Source organism: Chryseobacterium sp. SIMBA_029 (assembly GCF_046535275.1).
GTDB lineage: Bacteria > Bacteroidota > Bacteroidia > Flavobacteriales > Weeksellaceae > Chryseobacterium.
Genome location: NZ_JAWRXA010000572.1, coordinates 1 through 255 on the forward strand (window position 1 = coordinate 1; position 255 = coordinate 255).

Here is a 255-nt window from a genome sequence, read left to right on the forward strand (position 1 = left end):
CAATCACGTTCAAAATTGCAATGCCGATGCAACATATAATTAAAAATATATGCACTTTTTACGCCCCTTTCCTTAACTCTTCAAGGTAATTCATCAGCTTGTTTTGTTCTGTTTTTGTCAGCTCATGATGCTTCATCATATAGTAAGAATTACGCCCAATTTTCACTTTGCGATCATGTGCGAATTTGCTTTTACGCTGCCAGTGCATGCATTCATAAGGAATCAGTAAGAAACCCATTTTATGCGCCATTTCCT

General features: G+C 36.9%; 1 pseudogene. It reads right to left on the bottom strand.

Annotated features, from left to right (window positions below):
• Window positions 1-58: 58 nt before the first annotated feature.
• Window positions 59-255: pseudogene (locus SB679_RS25270) on the bottom strand (hypothetical protein); the annotation flags it as partial.